General features: G+C 39.1%; 11 protein-coding genes. 5 read left to right on the top strand and 6 right to left on the bottom strand.

Annotated elements, in window-relative coordinates:
* Positions 1-45 precede the first annotated feature (45 nt).
* On the bottom strand, positions 46-687 hold the full coding sequence (locus ABVT42_RS04325; protein WP_353873911.1) for an alpha/beta family hydrolase: 642 nt from the start codon (positions 685-687) through the stop codon (positions 46-48).
* Between the two features lie 838 nt (positions 688-1,525).
* On the bottom strand, positions 1,526-2,284 hold the full coding sequence (locus tag ABVT42_RS04330; RefSeq protein WP_353873912.1) for a glutamine amidotransferase-related protein: 759 nt from the start codon (positions 2,282-2,284) through the stop codon (positions 1,526-1,528).
* 341 nt (positions 2,285-2,625) lie between these two features.
* Here ABVT42_RS04330 and ABVT42_RS04335 point away from each other — a divergent pair, with 341 nt between their 5' ends.
* Positions 2,626-3,438, top strand: a complete 813-nt coding sequence (locus tag ABVT42_RS04335; RefSeq protein WP_353873913.1) for a peptidylprolyl isomerase — start codon at positions 2,626-2,628, stop codon at positions 3,436-3,438.
* Positions 3,439-3,449: 11 nt separating this feature from the next.
* On the opposite strand, the gene ABVT42_RS04340 is transcribed toward ABVT42_RS04335, so the two are convergent.
* From ABVT42_RS04340 to ABVT42_RS04350, 3 genes are read right to left on the bottom strand one after another with little or no spacing between them, the layout of a single operon-like run.
* Complete coding sequence (locus ABVT42_RS04340) at positions 3,450-6,596, bottom strand: efflux RND transporter permease subunit (RefSeq protein WP_353873914.1); 3,147 nt, start codon at positions 6,594-6,596, stop codon at positions 3,450-3,452.
* Positions 6,597-6,606: 10 nt separating this feature from the next.
* Positions 6,607-9,774, bottom strand: coding sequence for an efflux RND transporter permease subunit (locus ABVT42_RS04345; RefSeq protein ID WP_353873916.1), 3,168 nt, complete (start codon positions 9,772-9,774; stop codon positions 6,607-6,609).
* Between the two features lie 30 nt (positions 9,775-9,804).
* Positions 9,805-10,977, bottom strand: a complete 1,173-nt coding sequence (locus ABVT42_RS04350; RefSeq protein ID WP_353873917.1) for an efflux RND transporter periplasmic adaptor subunit — start codon at positions 10,975-10,977, stop codon at positions 9,805-9,807.
* A gap of 553 nt (positions 10,978-11,530) precedes the next feature.
* Here ABVT42_RS04350 and ABVT42_RS04355 point away from each other — a divergent pair.
* Positions 11,531-12,958: a transporter substrate-binding domain-containing diguanylate cyclase gene (locus ABVT42_RS04355; protein ID WP_353873919.1), complete on the top strand. Its 1,428-nt coding sequence runs from the start codon at positions 11,531-11,533 to the stop codon at positions 12,956-12,958.
* A 62-nt stretch (positions 12,959-13,020) separates the two neighbouring features.
* Here the strand turns inward: ABVT42_RS04355 and ABVT42_RS04360 are convergent, their stop codons facing one another.
* Positions 13,021-13,671 carry a DUF416 family protein gene (locus ABVT42_RS04360; RefSeq protein WP_353873920.1) on the bottom strand — a complete coding sequence of 217 codons (651 nt, stop codon included), beginning with the start codon at positions 13,669-13,671 and terminating at the stop codon, positions 13,021-13,023.
* A 367-nt stretch (positions 13,672-14,038) separates the two neighbouring features.
* Here ABVT42_RS04360 and ABVT42_RS04365 point away from each other — a divergent pair, with 367 nt between their 5' ends.
* From ABVT42_RS04365 to ABVT42_RS04375, 3 genes are all read left to right on the top strand, one after another.
* Positions 14,039-14,614, top strand: coding sequence for a sugar O-acetyltransferase (locus ABVT42_RS04365; protein ID WP_353873921.1), 576 nt, complete (start codon positions 14,039-14,041; stop codon positions 14,612-14,614).
* A 325-nt stretch (positions 14,615-14,939) separates the two neighbouring features.
* Positions 14,940-17,213 (top strand): DUF1631 family protein, encoded by a 2,274-nt coding sequence (locus ABVT42_RS04370; protein WP_353873922.1) that lies wholly within the window; start codon positions 14,940-14,942, stop codon positions 17,211-17,213.
* 238 nt (positions 17,214-17,451) lie between these two features.
* Positions 17,452-17,658, top strand: a complete 207-nt coding sequence (locus tag ABVT42_RS04375) for a hypothetical protein (protein ID WP_353873923.1) — start codon at positions 17,452-17,454, stop codon at positions 17,656-17,658.
* The last annotated feature ends 102 nt before the right edge of the window (positions 17,659-17,760 follow it).

Below are 17,760 nucleotides of genomic sequence, written 5' to 3' on the forward strand. Positions count from 1 at the left end.
AAATAGACTATTTGATTGAATTTGGACACCTTTGCTGTGCAAATATTAGTCATCTAGAGTAAATATAAAATCTGCCACTTTATCGGCAGCTGTTTGCAAATTATCTGCGAGCGTTAAACCAGACTTTACCCGAGGCTTAAAGCTGTGATCACCGTCAGCTAAATACTCAACACAAACCTGTTTGCTCAATGCGTGACCTTCTATCTCATTAGGCTTACCCATACTATCACGTTCTCCTTGTAGAATTAATGTTGGAATACTAATGTGAGCTAAATGTTCTCCTCTAAATTTTTCTGGCTTATTCGCAGGATGAAAAGGAAAACCAAATGCGATTAGACCACTTATCTTAAATTCAAGTTTAAAATCAGGCGCAGACTCAGTCGCCAACAAACTGGCTACCCTTCCCCCCATAGATTTACCAGCCAATATTAATTTATCAGTAGGCAATAACCGTTGACTTTCTTTGAGCTGTTTGATTTGTTGATTAAAATCATCAATTAATCGTGGCATTCGATCAGGTGGACGTCGTTTACCATCAATTAATCGCTGACGCATATAGGGAAAATCAAATCGAAAGACCGTTAAATCTTTAGCGCTAATAAGTTGATCCATCTGTTGCATCCAATCTGAATCTTTGTTTGCTCCAGCCCCATGAGCCAATAGAATTTTAAATTCACTTTTAAACAAGTAGAAGTCACCCAATTTAAGTTAACAATAGGAAAATAACCAGTTTAAATTATTTAAAAAATTTAATCCAAATCAAATATTTCCCGCGCAATTAGCCAAAGTAATTATGAGTTTCTTATCGCTCTATACTTCAATTAAAAACCTGGTTTTGTATAATTACTTATTGACGTATTTTAATTGTGGATAATAACGGAAAAAATAGCCTTAATATATACTGGGTTATATGAGAATTTAAAATTGGATAAATTCGCTGAAGAACAACAGATAAAAACGTTACCTGTCAATATTGTTTATACACAAAAAACTACAGTTCGAAACATTTATAACTGAACGATAATAATCTTTTAGACCTTTTGTGTAAGGTTTATCAATCAGCCAACGCAATTGATATAACTTCAATGAATTGAGAAAAAGTATTTTACTCGTCATTTTTACCAAGCATTAGAAATTACTATTTTTAAGCAGCCAGCGTTTTAATCGTTAAAATTTAAGCAGATTAAGCAGATTAAGCAGATTAAGCAGAAAAAGTTTAAGTAGAAAAAATAGGCCGCCAAAAGGCGGCCTGAAACCCTAAGAACAATCGGGGATTTGTTGAATCAAAATTGAGTCAATACAAGTCGCTACCAACACGCTGTGTTGCATTGTTGTCTAAATTTCAGCGATTGCAAAGATGGTGCGAAGAATAAACGGGTGAGCAATATCAATCAATGCACAAAATACCATTTTTTGCCCGAATAAAAGATATTACATGTTTTATTTTTTAAAGTGAGAACAGTGACTGGTTTTTAATGCATGAAATTATTTTTTAATATATAGCCACATGAGAAACCCTAAAATTTTAATTGAGAAAATCTCGATGAATAAACTGATGTTTCTCGTTAACTTTCGGTAACAATGATAAAAAGCCATTAAAAACTTTATGGCTTAATGCCAGAGATCGATCAATTCGATAATGTGTTTCCTGCCAAATTGAATCAACTCGCGCTTTAGCTTTATCGAGTCCCAATTCTTTTAAATGTTGAGGTAACTTTAGCCAGCGTTGAATTAAGGATAAGTCAGTTTCAAGATGAAATTGAAATCCATAAACATTGTTTTTTAATTGAAAAGCCTGGTGAGCAATCTGTTCACCGGTAGCAAGTAACGTTGCATTTTTGGGTAAGTCGAATGTATAACCATGCCACTGAAAAATATTTTCACACTCATCAAAATGACCGAGCACCGGATCATTTTGTGCTGCCTGAGTTGGTGTAATAGGGTACCAGCCAATTTCTTTTTTAGGTGCCTGATAAACTTTCGCGCCAGCCGCAGCCGCAATGAGTTGTGCCCCCAAACAAATTCCCAAGACAGGAATATCTTGTTGCATTGCCTGTCGAATCACTCGCTGCTCGGTTACCAGATGTGGATACTCATCTTCTTGACCAATATTCATTGGGCCACCAAGAATAATAAGTGCATCGTAGCTACAAATATCCGGTTTAGCATTAGGTTCTCGGCCAAAATTCACGTATCGAATACGGTGCCTTTGTGAACGGATCAGTGGATCAAGTGTACCAAGAGGTTCATAAGGAACATGCTGAAAAACCATTATTTTTGCCAAAACTTAAACCTCTGCTCGACAGTTTTTGCTGAAACACCAACGAGACAATCACTTTTTGTTGCTCGATACATCAATAAACCAAAACCTAAATCGGTTAATCACTCACAAATTATGTTTTTAATTGAATAAACATGCATAAAATCACTAGTTTTATGCTTATTGCTTGAATAACCCATATTTTAGTCAGTTTATTAATATTTGACACAAATGAAAATAGCGCAAAGCAATATGTAAATAACTGTCAATCTTATTGGGATTTTTGCAACTGGCGCTTGTACAGCGGCAAACGGCTGGTTATGCTGCATGTCTCGTTTAATTTTTACTAATAATGACATTTCAAGATGAAGAACAACAAACTCAATAAAAATCAATCCCTTAAATCAACAATAAGGATGTCCGTCGCCGGTTTTTCCTTGGCCATTTGTAGCGGACTGGCGAATGCCACAATTGTCCAAATTGAAACCCCTTTGGGTAATTTTGAAGTCAATCTCTATGATGAGAAAACTCCTGAAACCGTCAATAATTTTCTTAATTATGTCAATTCAGGGGCTTACAACAATTCAATCATTCACCGTTCGGTTACTGATTTTGTCATTCAAGGCGGAGGATTCAGTTATCAAAACAGCTGGCCAGCACAAGCGATTACCACCAACGCCCCCGTTATCAATGAACCCGTCTATTCTAATGTCAAAGGCACTATTGCGATGGCAAAACGCTCTGGCGCGCCTAATAGTGCGACAAGTCAATGGTTTATTAATTTAGCCGATAATAGTAAAGGCAATGCACAACTAGATTCACAAAATGGCGGGTTTACTGTATTTGGCGAAGTTACTGGCGATGGGATGGCAATCATTGAGCAAATTGCGGCATTACCTACCTATAACTTTTCAGGTGCATTTAATAGTTTACCACTTCAAAACTATGGTGGTACCGGTAACCCTGATGAAACTCACCTTGTTATTAATCAAATAACGGTGATCGATGGGAATACCGATACCGCAGCAGGATTAAATCCTCCACTCAATACTTCGATTAATACTCCGACAACGCCAACAACACCTAAATCTTCGGGCGGCGGCGCTGCTGGTTTTGGATGGATACTTGCCATGCTAGGTGTTGCCTTATGGCGAAACCAGTTAAACACTCGAACTTAATGATAGCGATTTTACTTTTCACTATTTGTCTGAAAAGCCAGCTTTTGAGTTGGCTTTTTCATTTGTTTTGCTCCCCAGAGCAACAAACGCTTAATTAAGTCAAAACCATCTTCAATTAAACTAATTGTTGCCGGTAAAAATAATGTTGTTAGCAGTGTCGAAAATAACAACCCGCCCATAATGACATAAGCCATGGAATAATAATAAACTCCACCGAGTGATGGCTCTTGAATAACAATCGGAATAAGCCCTACCAGCGTTGTCAAAGCAGTCATAATAATCGGTCGAAGGCGCTCTTTACCACCTTGTAACATGGCTTGATGACGCGGCCAGCCTTCGCGTCGATATAAATTAATATGCTCAATCATAACAATCCCGTTGTTAACCACAATACCGAGCAGCAATAGCACGGCGATTGATGCGGGCTGGTCAAAATCAACGCCAAATAAAAATAAGGTCCAAAATGCCCCTGCAAGCGCAAAAGGTAAACTGATCATTAATGCCAGCGCTTGGCGCAATGACTCAAACAGGCCGGCCATCACAGCATATATTAATCCTAAAGCCAGTAACAGATTCAGCCAAAACTCCTGTTGACTTTCCTCTGCATCTCGCCATTGATTATCAAATTTCCAGGTATAGCCTTCCGGCAACGGCATCGTTTTTAAAATGTCAGTCACCGTTTTAAAATGTTCATTTCGCTTGCCCGTTTCAAACCTGGCTCCTATCCAAATACTGGAAATTTTATTTTGACGATTGATACGTTCTGGTCCCTTGCGAACTTCAAACTCAGATATACTTTCCAATAAAACAGTTGAACCATCACTTTTGATAACTGGCATATTTTTAATATCTTCAATCCGAGTATCTTGCTCATCACCAAGCAAGAGTCGCATATCAACTTCGCCATCCTCGGTTTGAAAACGAGAAAGTTTGCGTCCTCGAAAAGTCATTTCAACAACGCTGGCAGGCTGGTTTGAAGCGACGCCAAAATCATTCATTCGGTCGCGGTCTAGTTGCGCTTGCAGTTCGAGTCTACCGCCTTCTGCGGTGGAGTTAAAATCATATAATCCAGGCACATTTTCAATCATTAAAATGGCTTGCTCAGCCAGTTCGCTCAATACTTCTGAGTCGGGACCTTCAAGCGGGATTCCAATGCGTTTACCACTATTACGCTTCCAGAAAGGACCGTTATCTTGCACCGTTAACTTAACCCCCGCAATTTCTGGTAAAATTTTAGGCAGTTTTCGGCGCACCAGATTCATGTCTTCTTCATTTTGAAACCCTTGTTTCATGTAAAGTCGGGTAATACAACGACCTTCACTCCACCAGCTATAAATGGATTTAACATTTAACTCTTCTTTATAGGGCTCTAGCGCCTGCTCAACCTGAGTAATAATTTGTTCTTTTACGGTTAACGATGCTGCCTCGGTGACATCAACATTTATACCAACAAACATTTGAGTCGGTGCGGCATCAAAATTAAAATTAATCTGTTGAAAAGGATAAATGGTTGATACAAAAATTGCAGCGCCTGCAACCAAAGCGACCCAACGATGCTGTAGGGTAAATGTGAGCAAGCTCGAATATTTTTCCTGTAACGTGTCCATAATCGGCGATTTGACATTTTCTTTAGAATGCTTGAGCAGCTTGGTTGAAGCCAGCGGAATGAGTGTCTGACTAATGAATAAAGACGCCAACAAAGTAATACAAATCGTGATACCCAGTTCTCGCAAAATAATATTCATTTCGGTAGGTTTGGAAAAGATCATGGGTAAGAAGACAATAATTGAAGTCACCGTTGCAGTAATTACCGCGACCGAGACTTCTTTGGCACCAAGAATTGCAGCAACCCTGCCGCCGTAACCTTTCTTTTGAAAACGGTCAATATTTTCCATAATCACAACGGCATTATCGACCAGCATTCCCAATCCAACAATTAAACCCAGTAGCGAAATTGTATTGAGGGTTTTACCCTGTAACCAAATAACCCCACAGGCGACTATCAGGGAAAATGGAATACAGGCAACAGCAACAATCGTTGCCGTCACTTTGCGTAAAAATAAAAACAACACCAGACTTGCTAGGATTGCACCAAACTGCCCCGTTTGCTCTAAATCTCCCAATGTATTGCGTATTTCCTTGCCTTGATCCTGCCAGACCAGAAAATTAATCCCATCAAGTTCAGGATCACTTTGCATTTGTTCAATTTTTTGATAAACCGCATCGGCGATAGTTATCGTGTTAGCAGAAGATTCTTTAGCAATATTTAATCCGATCGCAAAATTACCATCCAAATGACGACCATATTCTAATGGCGGCTCTTCATAGGTTACTTCGGCCAAATCACTTAAACGTAAATTAACTGCCTCACTAGCTCCCGAGCTTGAAACGCCATTCGGCAATCGCTTAGAGGATGATATAGGTATATTTTTGAGCTGCTCCAGTGAAACCAATTCACCCATTGAACGAACAACAATTTTGCTTTGATCAGAGCGCAATATACCAAGCGCTGTATTTTGATTATTTTGTGCAATATCTTTCCAAATTTGGCGAGCATCAATGTTATGTCGTTTTAACTGTGCCAGATTAAGATTAATGCGTACTTCTCTCGGATTAACACCATCCAGAGTGACCACAGCCACACCTGGGATCCGCTCTAACGGCTTGACTATTTTGCGATCTAGCAGGTTATAGTTTTTACTCAGATCTCGCCCCGATGAAAGTCTCGCTTCCATAATCGTTTCTCCCGACTCTCGGGGATTCCAGTTTTGCGAAACAATAATTCTTTCCAAATCATCGGGCAATTCACTTGTTATACGGTCCAGTCGCTCATGGATTTCAGCCCTTGCCAGATCCATGTCAGTATCAAAACCAAACAATAGATTGACACGTCCACCACGATGGTCGCTATTTGACCACATATGAAGGACACCATTCATTGAAGAGAGAGCTTCTTCAACAGGCTTAACCAGCATTCGCTCAATCGCTTTGGGTGAAGCATTTTGATACTCCATCACCACATGCAGTGTTTTATTTTCAACTTCGGGCATAAATGCCAGTTCCAGGCGCAGCAGTGCAATAATGCCCAGTACCAAAATACTGGTAAGCACCATTAAGGTGCCAATGGGGCGTTTAACTGCAATTTCTGGTAATGTCATTATGTCCCCTTTATGCGCCTTTTACTATCTGGTTTAGATCGGTCTTTGTTTGTTCATGATGGCTTTCAATTTCTTCGGCATCAACCACTGATTGCTCAAGTTTTCGTAGTTCTTCATCAGTCACAACTTGCGAAGGCATAATCAGATAAGTTGCAGGTATGATCAATAAAGTTAACCCTGTAGCAACCAACAAACCAAATGAAACCACTACCGCTAATGGTGCGCGCAACTCAGCACCTTCACCAAAGCCTATCGCCATTGGCAACAAACCTAACACAGTAGTCAGAGTTGTCATCAGTATGGGACGCAAGCGAGACTTACTGGCTGCAATAATCGCGTCGAGTTTATCCATACCTGCGCGACGACACTGATTGATAGCATCGACTAAAACAATCGCATTATTGACGACAACACCCACTAAAAATACCGCGCCAATCATCGATATTACGCTAATAGCATAGCCTGTTGTATAAAGCCCCAGAATTACTCCAATTAGGGCCAAAGGAATGGTCAATAAAATAACAAATGGGTGTCCCATATGCTCAAATGTCGCAGCCATTACGATATAAACCAGAAAAACAGCCAATAAAACGGCAAATAGCAGGCTACCAAAAGACTCTTCCATTTCTTTATTTTGTCCACCAAATTCAAAGCTGATTTGCGCAGGCGGTGGATTATCTTGTATCAGTTGTGCCAGTTCCTGAGTAACCGATTGAAGACTCCGTCCCTTAAGACTGGCCGCTATGACAGCAACACGAGACTGCTGAATTCTATCAATCGCCGCGGGTCCCTGAGCAGACACAATTTGTGCAACGGCCTTCAGAGTTACCGGCTTACCGTCGACTTCGCCAATGATAATATTTTCCATATCATTGACGCTGTCTCTATCAATAACCCGGTTTCTCAAACGTATGTCTATCTGTCTGTCTGGCTGTTGAAAGCGAGAAACAATAGTGCCATTAATCCGCTGGTGTAAGGTTTCTGCCACTTGCTGAATCGTAAAACCCAGACGAGCCAGTTTTTCACGATCGAATTCTATTTTTAATTCGGGATTGCCTAATTCAAGCGAAGCTTGAATATCAACTAACCCCTCTACCTTTTCCAATTTTGGCATCAGACTTACTGTATATTCGCGCAAAACATCAATATCTTCGCCATAAAACAACATTTCCATCGGTGTTTTTAAACTAAAGAAGGAAGGTCGCCCAAATTGTACATCGGCTTGTGGTATCTGGCTGTAAGCAGCGCGCAAATCAGCAATCACCTGTTCTTCTAATCGACTATTGGCACGATCTTTAATCACAATATTAATTTGCGCCAAATTCTCATCCTTGGTTTTTAACGATAACCCTCCGCTAACATTTCGACTACCCACTGAAGAATAAATATTATCTACACCAGGATGTGCCAACGCGATTTTTTCCATTTGCAACATCACATCATTTGTTGTCGGTAAAGCTGTACCTTCAGGTAAACTGACATCAAAATAGAATTCCCCTTCACTCATTTGGGGAATCAATGAAGTGGGGATTTGCGGAACCAGTTGCCAAGATAAAAATAAAGCGATAAAACCACTCATCAAAGTCAGCCACTTAAAACGGAGTGATTGCTTTAAAACGCCTTCGTATAACCGTGAGAATCGGCCCAGAGAATTTTGCTGCTGCTTAACCTGCTGTACTTTTTGCGCTTTCTTTTTTAATTGAGATGCGTTGTTTTGCCCTAATGATGCCAACATTGGAATTAGCGTCAACGAAACAATTAATGAAGTAATCAAACTAAAAGTAACGGTTAACGCTTGATCTTTAAACAACTGTCCTGCAATACCCTCTACAAACACAATAGGAATAAAAACAGCAATAGTGGTCAGCACCGATGCTGTCACTGCACCACCAACCTCACTCGTACCTTCAATGGCAGCAGCAATAATCGGCAATCCTTTTTCACGCTGGCGATGAATGGATTCGAGTACCACGATAGCAGCATCAACCAGCATGCCAACACCAAGCGTTAAACCACCAAGAGACATAATATTCATTGATACATCGGAGCGATACATCAAGATAAATGTGGCAACCAGCGACAACGGAATGGCTGTGGCTACAATAGCTGTTAATCGAAAGTTACGTAAAAACAACCACAAGATACTTATTGCCAACAATCCGCCAATCATCAAGGACTGCTTAACTTCGCTAATAGACTGCTCGATAAATCGTGACTGATCAAACTGTAGAGATAATTTTGCTTTGGGCGGCAATTTACGTGTGAGTCGCGATAGTTGACTTTTAACTGCATTTGCCACTTCAACAGTATTAGCATCCCCTTCCTTATAAATCGATATCATCACGCCTTCAACCCCCTGAAACCGGGTGATTTCTTCGCGATCTTTGCTCGCCCAGGAAACTTCAGCAACTTCTCTCAGTTTTACCGCCGCAACGCCCGGAGGAGTGATTCTGAGTTCACGAATTTCTTGTAAACTATCATATTCATTAAGCGTTCGAACTAACAATTGTGTTTGCTCATTTTTCAATGAGCCCCCAGGCCGATTAATATTCGAATCACTTAAAAGTTGCGTCAATTGCTGCGGAGAAATACCCATAGCAGCAACTTTTCCCTGATTAATATCGACATGAATTTCTTCTTCTTCGCCGCCTTGGATTTTCGCCGATGCGACACCTTCAATACGCTCTAATGCTTCTTTAACTTCTCGTTCACCAAGCAAACGCAATTGAGTTAAGGGTAAATGGCCACTCAAGCTCAATTTTAATATAGGATCGAGTGAAGGATCGTAACGCAAAACGATTGGCGCTTCGGCTTCTAAGGGTAATTGCAAACGATCCAGTTTTTCACGGATATCCATTGCCAGATTCGACATTTGAGCATCCCAGCCAAACTCCAAAGTGACTTCAGAAATACCCGAGCGAGATACCGAATGAATTTGTTTTAATCCTTTTAATACACCAACAACTTCTTCTACCGGACGAGTCACCAACTGTTCTACTTCTGCAGGAGCCGCATTTGGAAAAGTGGTTTGCACCGTTAATGAAGGATAACTGAGTGAAGGTAACAGGTTTATCGGCAATCGGGAAAAACCAACCAAGCCAAAGGCTACCGCAGCCAGTGCAGCCATAAATACGGTAACGCGTCTTTTGACAGAAAACTCAACTAGCGAACGAATCATTCTTGGTCACTCTTAATTGGTGATGCTTGATCAATGCTGTTTGCCCGAGCGAGCAGCATCAGAATTAGAAGAATCAACAAGACTTTTCGAATTTTGCTGTTGATTTGCAAGGTCAGTTGCACCTTCGGCGCCAATAACTTTTAATAAATTACCCTCATTCAAACTCCGCTGCCCCTTAACAACAATTTTATCAGCTTGGGTAATTCCGCTAATAATTTCAGTTTGCTCACCAACGACATAACCAATTTCAACCTTCTTACGCACTGCTTTACTATTATCATTAACAAACACATAATGCTGGCCACGCTCTTCAATCAGCGCGACACTCGGCAACAACATCGCGTTAGCACGCTGATCAGTAATCATCGTAATTTCGGTAAAATCACCCGGTCTAACATTTGACGGATAGGCTTCTAATTTTACCGTAACTTTTATAGTTCCTGTTGCCGGATCGACAATTGGGCTGACCAAATCAATCACACCACTTAATGGCTCAGCAGAACTATCAACGCGTAGTTTTACCATTTGTCCGGCAGCGACTTTGCCGATTCGGTTGGCCGGTACATGCACCTTAACTAACAATGGATTAATCGCCATTATGCGAAAAAGTAAATCCCCCGCTGAAACATGTGCACCAAGATCAACTTCTCGCCATACAACCCGGCCCGCAAACGGCGATGCGATGCGCGTATAAGTCAGTGCCAGCTCGGCGAGCTGTAAATCGGTTTGTGCCGTTTGAAAAATATTATTAGCCTCTTCCCATTCTGCTGGAGAAAGCATGCCACTTTTTTTCATCTTATTGATACGCTTGAACTCTCGCTCGGCACTGGCAAGCTTTTGTTGGGCCTGCTGAACACGCAAGCGTTGATCATCATCTTCCAGTTGCAATAAAATCTCACCTGCACCAACATCATCACCTTCTTCTCTGAGAATCTTTCTAACAACACCATTCGAGCGCGCTTTAACCTGTGCATCGCTACTGGGTGTTAAAGTTGAGGTTGTCACATAATAGGATGCAGCATTGCCAATTTCAGCCTGCATAACTTCAACCGGAATCGGTTTGCTCACCTTTTTAGGAGCTTTTCCCTGTTGTTGAGCGTCTGGTTTGGCTGCTGAATTATCACTACAACCAGATAATCCGACCATTCCTGCTAATACTATCAGCCCAATTAAAGCCAAACGTTTATAAAAAGACACCATCATCAGCTAAAGTTCCTAAATGTTCTGTATTAGAATTATTTGGTAATTTATTATCGTTAAATGTCTACTGTAAGGCTGTTAAATTTACGATAATTTACAAATTATGAATGGTTAAGCCTAAAACAGCAAAATGTAATCCTATAACATGTTCAACTGAGATATATGAGAATAAGTGTAAAATTTTTTGTCAAAACCAATCTATCGTTTAAATCATGAATTAAGTTGCCAAAATTTCAACTTTGACAAATAAAACATAAGTTTCACAGCACTTCACCTAAATAAAACAATCGAGGCTGAATCTATTTAACTTGGCAAATGATTCATAAAATGGCAGCTTTTATATGGTATATACAATTTATGGCAACTTTTTCACGGATATTTGCAGATAAATTCGCTAATCTTACGCCGTCAATCTGTTTATTCGATCATATTATCAATAAAAGCTTGTACAAAAATCATTCGAACTATACACTGTCGCCCTTCTCCATAGCAGGGAGGTGAGAGAAACGAATAAGCGAAGTTAATCTTGTTTGGATCAATAATAAAAATTAAAACCATGGAAATAAATCTTAAAATCATTACTGTTTTAATCTCTTTCTTTATCTCTTCTTTAGCGGCAGCTAGTTCGCTCAAGCTTAGTGGAAATGAAATTAATTACATTCACCAAAACAATCTGCTTAAAGTTTGTGTTTCAAACAATAACAAACCCTTTGAGAGCACTGAAAATGGGAAACATGTCGGCATCACTGCTGACTTTGCATTTTTGATTGCACAGCAAACCGGATTCAATATTCAACTGGCAACAGCTAAAGAGTTTGTTCAACAAACATCGCCTAACAGCTTTCAGCAATGTGATTTATCATCAATCGCTAACTTTGACCGAGTCTTAAAGAACAATCCATTAGCAACCGTTCCTTACCTGGAATCACCACTGGTTTTTACCACGACGCAAGATAAATTGTTTATTAATTCAATTAATGAACTGTTTGGAAAAAGTATTGCGATTGTCAATAAGTTTGACTACGCCCAGCCGCTGATACTGCGGTATCCGAAAATTACCTGGATCGAAGTCGATGAAATCCACAGCGGTATAGAAAAAGTAGCTCAAAGGGAAATTTATGGATATATAGGTCCTTTAGCTTCAACAGGTCAGTTTTTACAGAACAACTATTATCACAATTTAAAAATAAATGGGGAATATAGAGATAACATTGCGTTAGCTTTTAAAGTCAAAAACAACCAACCCGTATTAAAGCAAATTATTAATAAAGCCATTAATAATATCGACAAAGAACAAAAACAAGCGATTAATCATGCCTGGATCAAGGTCAATTATGAACATCATGCCAATTACGAATTAATATTAATTATTATATTGGTAGGAAGCGCATTTTTCTTTGGGCTGCTTTATCGTCATATCACATTACGCCGCCATGCGAATGAACTGAAAAAAATATCCCAGACCGACAAATTAACCAATTTATTTAACCGGGTTAAAACCGATGAAGCCTTGATTTATCACTTAAACAGTTTTCGCCGCTATGGTGATATTTTTTCGATTATATTACTCGACATTGATGATTTTAAAATTATCAATGATCAATACGGCCACATGGTTGGCGACAAAGCCTTGATTGATGTTGCCAATGTACTCAGCGCAAACTGTCGAAACACTGATATTATCGGACGTTGGGGTGGCGAAGAATTTTTGATTATCTGTCCCCATACCAGTTGGCAAAAAACCATTCAAATGACGGAAAAATTGCGCGAAAATATCGAGCAGATAAAACTTGAAAACCCAACATCAAAACTACCAGACCACCAAATTACCGCCAGCTTTGGTGTAACTGAAGCCCAAATTGAAGATACTCACAACTCACTTATTGTCAGGGCCGATCAAGCTTTACTCGAAGCTAAACGCAAAGGTAAGAACCGTTATGTCTCGGTGCGTTCAGGGTTAAACTCAGAACTGATTACTGATTAGTTTATCTACCTTAAGATTCAATTTCATAAACAATATCCAGCAAAATCATTACAATAAATAGATTAATATTCGATAGCCAAGTTAGACAGACGCTGTTCAGTCACTAGCGTCTTAACTTCGTCGATTAGCGCTTTGTTTTCCTTACGCTGAATAATTAGCTCGTACAAATCCGTTTGCATTGACACTTCCCACTGATATAGTGGTTCGTCGGTTATAGTCGTCGGTACTTCTTGTATTTTTTCTTCTTGTATTTTTTCTTCTTGTGTTTTTTCTTCTACTGATTGCTCTTGTGGGTTAACTTCAGCCGTTATTTCGTCTACCGCTTCCAGTTGTAACATTTCTAGATACGCAGTTACCGTTGCAATTGAAAGCTGACTGAGCTCTGCTGCGCAATCAACTTCACGCTCAACAAAGCTTTGTAGCAACGTGGTTAGTCCACTGCAAGCATCAATTGCAGGAAATACCGCATAAACATCAAAATCCTCAGCACGAGGAATCACATTTTCCAGTTTATCTAATTGTAATGGCACATTAAACTTAACGGGTAGCCTGGCCAGCTTCTGCCAGACTAAATCCAATTGATTAACCAGTATTCCAGGCTCACCAAACTCACAGGCTTGCGCAAAATATAGATAATTTGGGAGCATTCGTTGTACTAAAGCGGCAGCAAAAAGCTGTTGTTGCCACTGATTCATTTGAGCAAAAGCAAACATAGTTTCTCAATAATTTATTTGACTGACAAAACGGTTATTTGACTGATAGCAATTGTTTAATCAGATAGACTTAATAACACACAGATAAACAAGGTTGTTTTATTCAATGTTTTAAGCAATTTATTAATCAAATACTCTTTAAAATATTAACTTATCGAAATAAAAAATGATCTAAGCAAAGAAGCATTTAAATTCAATTATCCAAATCATCAACAATTAACCAAAGAAATAACACTGCATTATAATCGCGAAGGATAAGCATAATCTTGGAGAAAAGCCAGCAGTGAACGCCATTTAAAAATAATGCTAAAATGAAAGACTAAATAAAACAGTATTTTAACCTAATTTTTGGATTGCTCAGCTAAACATGCCATTTAACCTACCCGATCTGAATGCCCTGACCATTAAACAGCCATTTGATAGTCTTACGCCCGAATTGCGTCAACAACGCCAGAAAACCCATGAATTATGCCGAAATTTTAATCGAGCGCCGAGTAAAGGGCATCTGAAAAAGGTCGTTAATAACTTCGCCTGTGCGGGAGAAAACATTATTATCGAGCCAGGCTTTCATTGTGACTATGGCCAGCAAATTTATATGGGCAATCAGATCTATATCAATATCAACTGTACGCTGCTAGATGGCGGCAAAATATATATTGGAGATAACTGTTTAATTGGCCCAAATGTGCAAATTTTAACCATCAACCACCCAATATCACCATCGGAGCGCTTGCAGAAAACTAGCCTGGCAAGTGATGTTGTTATTGGCAAAAATGTCTGGTTAGGCGCAGGAGCCATTCTATTGCCCGGAGTCATAATTGGTGATGGCGCCGTAATTGGTGCAGGTAGTGTAGTCACGCGCCCCGTTGCAGCCAATCAGCTAGTGGCAGGTAATCCAGCCAAACCTATCACCAACAGCACTCAGCAAAATCGCACGCTCTAAATACATTCATTGATTAACGACGAGTAACTATGGTTAACTTTATAGCGGCATTTAAACAACTTTATTGATGTGTCACAGAGTTGAAACACCTAACTGACCCCGTTCATATAGTTAATAATCGCTATTAAAAACAGCGCGCAACCTCGGTTTTCGAGCTATAATCAATATCGGCGAGCGTACGATTTTATCTCTAATTAGAATTCAAAGTGATCCCTTTATTCTTAAGTCGATAACTGCATCGCCATCAGTCGTCAATCAGCCAGCGAAAACTTGGTTTATTGTCATCTTAATTATCAGAAAATATAGCTCAGATAAATTTATTACCATGACAAAAGATTCAGTAAGTTCTAACGACGAAGTAATACTGAAAACTGATAAACAGACTATTCAGGCGCAACTGATTGAAAAGTATTTAGTCAATCAAAGCCAGGATTCAAGTGATGAACAAGATGTCGCACTTTTTACTGAGGAACTACGTCACTTAATCAGCCAACAAATTGTACAACAACAATCACCACAGTCGCCAGATGACACAAGTTCGCTTGAAAATAGCGATGATTTGATCACTGATTTAAATGATACCTCAACCTTTCATATCAAATTACAGAAATACTTACAACAAAGATTTACCAAAAAATCATTTGAAATTTCAGCTTCTCGCCAAAATTTGATCGAACTGGTCGACAATCTGTTTGAGTTTGCGCTAAAAGAAAAAAGTATTAAACCCAACATCAGAGAAATCATTCTTCAAATAAAGCCAATTTATTTATTACTGTTATTGCAATCCCCCGAAGCCATCACTTTAACTGCACACCCCGCCAAAAGTCTGCTCGACGATGTTGCCAAAGTGGGATTGTTATGGGATGAGTCCTCACCTAATGCGGCATTAATTTTGCAACAACTACAAAATGTTTTAGATCAATTACAGCAAGCAGCATTGTCTGATCGATCATTGGAAATGACTTTTGCCAGCAATGCTCAACTTATTAAAGCCTTTGCAGATAATCTTGCCAAGCGAGCAGAAATATTTGAAAAACGTATTCGAGAAGCCGAAGAAGGTAAAGCCAAGGCAGAACTGGCAAATCTACAATCACAATCTGCACTGAATAAACTAACTTGCAAAAAGAACATCCCTGAATTTATTTTACAAATGTTACTCAATGCTTGGCAGCATATTATTTTTCTCGACATATTAAAAGCTGAAAAAAATGATTCTCGGGATGCCCTGTTTATTGCTAAAGCGCTTATTGTTAGCATTCAATCTATTAGCGATATTGAAGAGTTTTCGAAATTTATTGAGCTTCAGGAAGTCTTACTCAAATGGCTACGCAATAAATTGGAAAAAACCTCTTACTCTTTTACTGAAATCGACGCATTTTTTGCTGCACTAGACAAAAGACACAGTGAGCTGATCAGTCAAATAAAACTCAAACTGGAACAAGGTCCCAAAGAGGAAATTCTGCGTTTAAAACCCACCACACCTTTTAATGAAACAGCTGATGCAACCATCACGCAAAGTGGTACAACTTTGACGAATGACGATATTGCTATTGATGAAATGACCGTTGAACAATGGGTTGAATACCGATTTCAACTAATCCCTGAAGAAGCAATACAGCCAGCTGACACCTTGTCTCCAAAAAGTCGGCAACAAAAAGACTTGGAAGCCAGCATAAAAAGGATTCAATTACTCAAACCCGGAGATTGGCTGGTGATTGAACAGCCAGAAAAAAGAATTCGTTGTAAACTGGCATCATACATTGACAGTGCCGACAAATATATTTTAGTCAATGGTTCGGGCAATAAGATTACCGAATTTACTACCGAAGATTTAGCATTAGCTTATAAAAATAAAACAATAAAAATCGTAGGGAACAAACCTCTATTTGAACAAGCTTATGAATCAATTTTTGGTAATTTATTACAACGATTTAAAGAGGAAGATGCGGCACAAAAAAAACTGGCACACCTAAAAGCACAAGAAAGCAAACGCCAAGCAGAAAAGCTTGCCGCGCAACAAGCGGCTGCCGCACAACTACAAAGTCAACAACAAGGGAATATTCAGCAAGCTGATGCGCAACAAGTTACCAAGCCAACTTCGAATCATCAAGTAACATCAGCTAAAATCACGACAACTCAATCCAGAAATATTCAACCTGAAAATGTAAAACAAGAAAATCAATTATCAACAACTGAAGCACAATCAAAAAATGTTAAAACCACCATACAAAGTAATATACAAAAAAGCGCACTCGACAATGCGAATAGAAGTAATGCAAATTTAATTAAAACACCTATCCCTTCAAAAGAATTAACCGAACAACAAATTGATAATATTACCAAGCTCGCAGTTGGCAGTTGGGTCGAAATTTTTATCAAAGATAAATTTAAAAAATGTCGCCTTGCGGCTAAAATTTCTGCCAGTGACAAATTTATTTTTACTGATCGTAGTGGTATAAAAATAAAAGAATGCAATACAGAAGAACTCAAAAGCATTTATCGTCTTGGTGAATTAAAGCTCGATGAACAAAATGATTTATTTGATCAGGCGCTCGCATCGGTTATCTCTAATTTACGTAATTTAAAAGCTGACAATTAATACCATCACTACTTTAGTAAGCTTAACACCGTAACATCTTAACAATAATATATTCCGCTTGTTATTTTTTTAAATATCCAGTATTTTCAAAGCTTGTGTTATTTACCTTTAGCGGGCATTTTTTATGCAGCGTGTTAATTTAAGTCAATTGACATTATTTCTTTCGACCTAGCTCTTAACAGTTTATCCATCTGAGTTATTCGCTAATACCTTATATAGCCCTACTTCATCGCCCAAAATGATAGATGCCAACAACTGGCAAATCACTCACTTACCCGAGAAAACCTCCTTGCGTGCCAGCGCTATCGGCTTCGATACCATTTGGGTTGGCGGTACTGAAGGTAAAGTTTTTATTAGCCATGATCAGGGGAAAAATTTTATAACATCACAGCTGCGGCAAAACTTGGCAGCATTTCTCAACCGAAGGCTTTTACACTATCAATAGCGATACTTTACGTTTTGTTGGTGCCGGTCATGATGGGCGTGTTGGAATCTTGGAAGTTAAATCAATGACACAAGCAACCAATCATTAGCTTTCAATACTTAA

The sequence above is a fragment of the Aliikangiella maris genome (assembly GCF_040719265.1).
In the GTDB taxonomy this organism is placed as follows: domain Bacteria; phylum Pseudomonadota; class Gammaproteobacteria; order Enterobacterales; family Kangiellaceae; genus Aliikangiella; species Aliikangiella maris.